General features: G+C 69.7%; 6 protein-coding genes. 5 read left to right on the forward strand and 1 reads right to left on the reverse strand.

What is annotated here, in order from left to right:
- Window positions 1–369: Crp/Fnr family transcriptional regulator (locus H7965_RS28520; RefSeq protein WP_186773902.1), on the reverse strand; the 369-nt coding region annotated here is incomplete at its 3' end.
- A gap of 533 nt (window positions 370–902) precedes the next feature.
- On the opposite strand from H7965_RS28520, the gene H7965_RS28525 reads away from it, so the two are divergent.
- The 5 genes from H7965_RS28525 to H7965_RS28545 all read left to right on the forward strand — a co-directional run bounded on the left by H7965_RS28525 (window position 903) and on the right by H7965_RS28545 (window position 5,014).
- A complete protein-coding gene (locus tag H7965_RS28525; RefSeq protein WP_186773903.1) occupies window positions 903–1,436 on the forward strand; it encodes a hypothetical protein in 534 nt (177 codons plus the stop codon).
- A gap of 29 nt (window positions 1,437–1,465) precedes the next feature.
- Window positions 1,466–2,875, forward strand: a complete 1,410-nt coding sequence (locus H7965_RS28530; RefSeq protein WP_229682852.1) for a sensor histidine kinase — start codon at window positions 1,466–1,468, stop codon at window positions 2,873–2,875.
- 268 nt (window positions 2,876–3,143) lie between these two features.
- The gene (locus H7965_RS28535) at window positions 3,144–3,764 is read left to right on the forward strand and encodes a Crp/Fnr family transcriptional regulator (protein ID WP_229682851.1); all 621 of its coding nucleotides are present in this window, start codon (window positions 3,144–3,146) and stop codon (window positions 3,762–3,764) included.
- A gap of 556 nt (window positions 3,765–4,320) precedes the next feature.
- Entirely contained in the window at window positions 4,321–4,614 is a 294-nt protein-coding gene (locus H7965_RS28540) for a hypothetical protein (RefSeq protein ID WP_229682850.1), read from the forward strand.
- A gap of 247 nt (window positions 4,615–4,861) precedes the next feature.
- Window positions 4,862–5,014 carry a hypothetical protein gene (locus tag H7965_RS28545; protein WP_186773904.1) on the forward strand — a complete coding sequence of 51 codons (153 nt, stop codon included), beginning with the start codon at window positions 4,862–4,864 and terminating at the stop codon, window positions 5,012–5,014.
- The last annotated feature ends 131 nt before the right edge of the window (window positions 5,015–5,145 follow it).

The following is a 5,145-nucleotide window of genomic DNA, read 5'->3' on the forward strand; positions in this document are numbered from 1 at the left end:
TGGGATGCGGTCCAACGCCTCGCGGAATGCGCCAGCATCCATCCGGAACGCCGTGCCGGGCACCTGGACGAGCATCTCGAAGCTGTCGGTATCGGCGCCGAGCAGAGGGGCCAGCCCGGTCATACCCTCCGGGCCGACCAAGCCGACCTCGGCGAAGTCGCCATCCTCCATTGGAGAGAGGCGGGAGGTGTAGCCGGTCTCCGGGAAGTAGACGGCCCTGATCGGCTCTTCTGGCATGTGCAGGGTCTGCCGAAACGGGAGCTCTACCGGGCTGAGCTGCGGCCAGAGCAGGGCGAGATCCTCGGGCGGCAGGGCCGCGAGCAGGTGGTTGCGCGGCGTGGGCGCCGCATCTGGGTCGAAAGTGGCCACACTGGGCTCCCGCAACGAACGTGTCGGCGGGAGCACGGTCGCGTCTCTCTGCCGCCTGCGCCGGAGAGTCTCGGCAGGCGATGAGCCACATATGGGGCGCTCAACGCCGAATGTCTGCGCGGAACCGCACGCTCCTAGGAAAAGTCGTGCTGCCGGGCGCCTACATGCGCCCGGCAGTGCCCCGGCGCTCGCCCGGCGCACATGCCCGAGTACGAGAGCGAGATCGTGGGCGTGGCCGGACAGCGTACGCTCTCGTACACTCGGTAATTCGGTGTATCTCTTCGCGGTGGGGCCGGGTCGGATGAGGTGACGGAGCCGGGCACCAAGCCACGGGGTGGACGCGGCGCCTTGCGGGCTGGATCGGAGCGCGCGTGCCTCATCTTCGATAGCGCAACGGCGACGCGATTATCACCTTCGGCGCAGCGGGCTCAGACAAGTTCCGGATGCGTCTTGCGGCCATGCAGGTCGCCTTTCGGATCCGTGCCGGCGGTTCCTCGACAAGGATGCAGCGACGGTCGCGCGGAGGTGAAGCCATGCTAGGCCTCGGTCTGTCGTCCGCGCGTGCCGGCGGTGCGGAACCGGACAGCGTCCTGTCCGGGGCGGCGCTAGGCAGGTTCGCCTACCCGTTCAGCGATGTGGCCTCCTGCATGGATTTTGATTTCGCTCCTGCACCCGATCATCGGCACCGCGCCGTGGCTTGCGTCAGCATGGGTGTGCTCGGCCTTGAGCGCGACCTGCCCAATGTCGCCCTGATCGGGGCCCAGGCGGCAGCGCGCGACCTCCTGCTGGCGCTCGACGGCATCCGCGTCCGTCCTTGCGCGGAGGACCTGAAAGTCCTGCAGGAGGCGGCCGCGATGGACCGCACGCGCATCCCCGCCGGGGCGAAGGCGCGGCTCGCGGCCGAGATGCTTGCTGTCCTGCAGCGCTGCCTGCGCGGACCCGTAGCCGCCGGGCCTACCGCGTGGAGGCTGGATGGGCTAACGGTAGGCATTTCCTGGCCCGAAACCTGCCAGAACTCTGACGAGCGCACCGGAGGGGCGGTGGCGCGGACGACGACCCGACTCTGACGCATTGCGACGCGTCGTTCAGGCCAGGGGTGCCGAACCGGCTCCGTGTCCACGCGTTCGCTTTCCCCTACCCAGCTGGTCACGACGAAGCAGGAACAAGGCTCATGGCCTCAAAGGCGAGTGCCGAGCCGCCCGCTGGGCAGGCACCCGAGGAAGCTGGGCAGGCACCCGAGGAAACGGACATTCCGGCGGATCCGTCGGCTTTGAGCCGGCGCAATGCGCTGCGCCCTAGGGGGGAGGCAGGGCGCCGTGGCGGCGGTCCGGCAGCCCGGCCGGTCAACGGGTATCCCTCGTCGGCCGAGGAGGTGCTGCAGGTCGCGTTGGAGGCGCTTGAGGCTGAAGCGAAACTCCTGAACGAGGCCAACGCCGCGTTGAGACTAGCGAATTCGCGGCTCGAGAGCGAGGTCGCTGCGCGCACGGCGGGGCTGGTGCAGGCAAATGCGGCGCTGCGCGAGAGCCAGGAGCATTTGCATCTCATCCGCGACAGCGCGACGGACTATGCCATTTACACGCTAGACCTGGCCGGCCGGGTCACGAGCTGGAACCTCGGCGCGCAGCGGCTACTCGGCTGGAGCGAGGCCGAGATGTTCGGCCGCCTGACCGATGTGCTGTTCACGGCCGAGGATCGCGTGGCCGATGGCGTGCCGGGCTCGGAGTTGCGGCGCGTGGCGGAGGAGGGACGCGCGGAGAACGAGCGCTGGCACCTACGGAAGGATGGCAGCCGCTTCTGGGCCAGCGGTGTCGCCATGGCGCTGCGCGACGACGCGGGCGGGCTGCGCGGCTTCCTGCACATCCTGCGCGACCGCACCGAGGCACGGCGCGAGGAGGAGCGGCGCAACCTTCTGCTGCGCGAGCTGGACCATCGCGTGAAGAACACGTTGGCCGTGGTGCAGTCCGTGGCGCAGCAGACGGAACGCTCGACCTCGGCGCCACCGGATTTTCGGGAAGCCTTCGGTGCGCGGCTGATGGCGCTCGCCCGGTCGCACGACATCCTCGCCCGCCGCGGCTGGGAAGGCGCCCCGCTGCGCGATCTGGTGGCGTACACGCTGGAGCCCTATGCCGAAGGCGGTCGTGCCCGGCAGCTCATTATTCAGGGGCCGCCGGTGATCGTCCCGGCGAACGCCGCGGTCACGGTCAACCTCGCCCTGCATGAGCTCGCGACCAACGCCGCGAAGCATGGATCCTTGTCGGTGCCCGAAGGCGGGGTAGAGGTGACATGGACGCTTGAGAAGCGTGGGGAGCGGTTGGTCCTCTGTTGGCGCGAGTTCGGCGGGCCGCCCGTGCGAATGCCGGAGCGGCGCGGCTTTGGGTCGCGCCTGCTGGAGCAGGGGCTGGCGCGGGAGTTCGGCGGCGAGGTGCAGCTCGACTTCGCGCCCTCCGGCGTGGAGTGCCGTATCAGCATGGCTCTCCCGGCTGCGGCTCCGCCGCCGCTCGGCTGATCTCGCCGTGCACCGCGCGGGCTGAATTATCCCCTGGCCCGGCCGTACGGAACCGGACCGACACGTTTCCTGTGCCGCCGTCATAGGTAGCGGACCTTCCGCCGCGCGAGTCGCGACGAATGGCCGAGGGTGCGTGCGCTCCCGCCGGAAACCCGTGCAGGAGCACGCATTGCCTGGACCAGACCAGTTGGGGCCAGCCCCGCGAAACCGTCTGCTTGCGTCGCTTCCGCCTGACGACCTTGCCCGCCTGCTAGCCCGCTTCGAGCCGGTGGAGCTGCCGCTCCGCCGGGTCCTGCTCGGGGCGGATCAGGAGATCGACGCGGTCTACTTCCCCGAGACCTGCATGATCTCCATGATCGCGGCGCTTGACGGAGGCGATGCAGCAGAAGTTGGGCTTGTCGGGCGCGAGGGGATGGTCGGCATCCCGCTGCTCCTTGGCTCGGACCGGTCGCCGACGGAGGCTATGTGCCAGGGAAGCGGTATCGCCCTGCGCCTTTCCACCTCGGCCTTTCGCGAGGAGATGGACCGGAGCCTGGTGCTGCGGACGACGCTGCTGCGCTACGCGCAGGCCTTCCTCGAGCAGGTGACGCAGACGGCGGCGTGCAACGGCCGCCACTTGCTCGAACAGCGCCTCGCGCGCTGGATGCTGATGGCGCATGACCGGGCCGAGGGCGACGCCTTCCAGATGACCCACGAGTTCCTGGCCATGATGCTTGGTGTGCGCCGCGCCGGGATCAGCGTGGCTGCAGGGACCTTGCAGAAGGCGGGCCTGATCCGCTACGAGCGGGGCCGGATGCTGATCGCCGACCGACCTGGCCTCGAGCACGCTTCTTGCGAATGCTATGGTGTGGTTCGGCGCGCTTATGACCGCCTAGTTGGGCCACCATAGGGCGCGCTGGGTCTTCCGCCACCGACGGTGCCACACGAGCGAGCGGAAGCGTTTGCAGTGGCGCGCATCCCGAGATCCGGAAACACCAAACGGGGCACCAGAGCGACCGCACCTGCAAAGGAGTGCTTGCGGGCAGATCGAGAAGCTCTGGAACCGTGTCACCCGCATCGGCGACGAGAGGCCCGAGCTACGGCGCGCCACTGCAGCAGACTAGCCGGAAGGTCCGAGACTACCTCACTTCGCTTGGTCAACATGCCTAGGACCGCTTCGGATCGGACTTGGCTGTACGCTTCGCGGGCGGCGTATGTCCACCTTCGCGCGGTCAGTCCTTGAAAGCCGCCCGACCGCTTCCGGCCAAACCCGGTCTGTCGGTTTGCGGCCACAACCGACCGCTCCGGATCAGAAGAAGCCACGTTCCTAACCTTCGTGCTGCACTCCTGATTTCCACGCAGCGCTGAACTGCTCCGCGCAAATGGTCGGCCTGAGCCCTTGCGCGCTCGCCCCTCCCTCTTCGGATGCGCGGACCATCGCCAAAATCGTCGAAATGGAGAATCCGATGCTCACCCTCGACCTCCCCGTCGAGCCGTACTGGCTCGACCTTCCCCGCGGCGTCCGCGTGGAAATCCGCCCCGTCACCACCGCCGTGATGGCCGCCGCCCAGGCCGGCTCCGCCCGTCGCCTCGGCGCGCTGCGGGCCTCCCAGGCCGACCTTGACCCCGACATGGCCCGCGGCTTGGCCTTCGCCTTCCTGGTCAAGGCGCTGGCCCGCCACGCCGTCACCGCCTGGGAGGGCGTCGGCGACGCGGCCGGCAAGCCGCTGCCGCTCTCCCCGAGGCCGTCGAGCGCCTGATGGACATGGACGAGATGGCCGCCGCCTTCTGGGACCGCGCCACCGGCCCGGTCGCCGCGGTGGCGCTGGAGGGAAACGGCTGAGGGCCCGGGCCGAATGGCATTTCGGCCAGGGCCCTGACTACTGCCGCGGCTGCGCGGCCCTCGATCGCGACTGCGGCCTCGCCTGCCCCTACGCCGCGCACGCGCCGGCCAGCGTCGAGGGCGCCGCTGTCTGGGCCGCCGGCACCACCTGCGCCACGGCGACCATGGCGGGCCTCGACCTCGACATGCCGGCCGCGCTCGCCACCGCGCGCGAAATGGGCGCCTCCGGCTGGGACGCAGCGGAGCTCCTGCTCGCCATGCGCATGGGCCTCGCCGCTGGCAGCGCCGCGCGGCGCACTGAGTCCCCCGGACCCTGACCATCCCACCGACGCAGGAGGCGTGACGCATGGCGGATAGCACGCGCCGCGTCTCGGTCCGGCTGTCGCTGGATGACGCCGCCCGGGTCAAGCAGGAGCTGCGCGAGGTCGGCGAGACCGGCCAACGCAGC

This window comes from Siccirubricoccus deserti, from assembly GCF_014283215.1.
Classification (GTDB): Bacteria; Pseudomonadota; Alphaproteobacteria; order Acetobacterales; family Acetobacteraceae; genus Siccirubricoccus; species Siccirubricoccus deserti.

What these genes read in the sequence shown, in the direction of transcription:
- H7965_RS28525 (WP_186773903.1), top strand. Translation starts at nt 903, where the DNA reads ATGCTAGGCCTCGGTCTGTCGTCCGCGCGTGCCGGCGGTGCGGAACCG.
- H7965_RS28540 (WP_229682850.1), top strand. Translation starts at nt 4,321, where the DNA reads ATGCTCACCCTCGACCTCCCCGTCGAGCCGTACTGGCTCGACCTTCCC.
- H7965_RS28545 (WP_186773904.1), top strand. Translation starts at nt 4,862, where the DNA reads ATGGCGGGCCTCGACCTCGACATGCCGGCCGCGCTCGCCACCGCGCGC.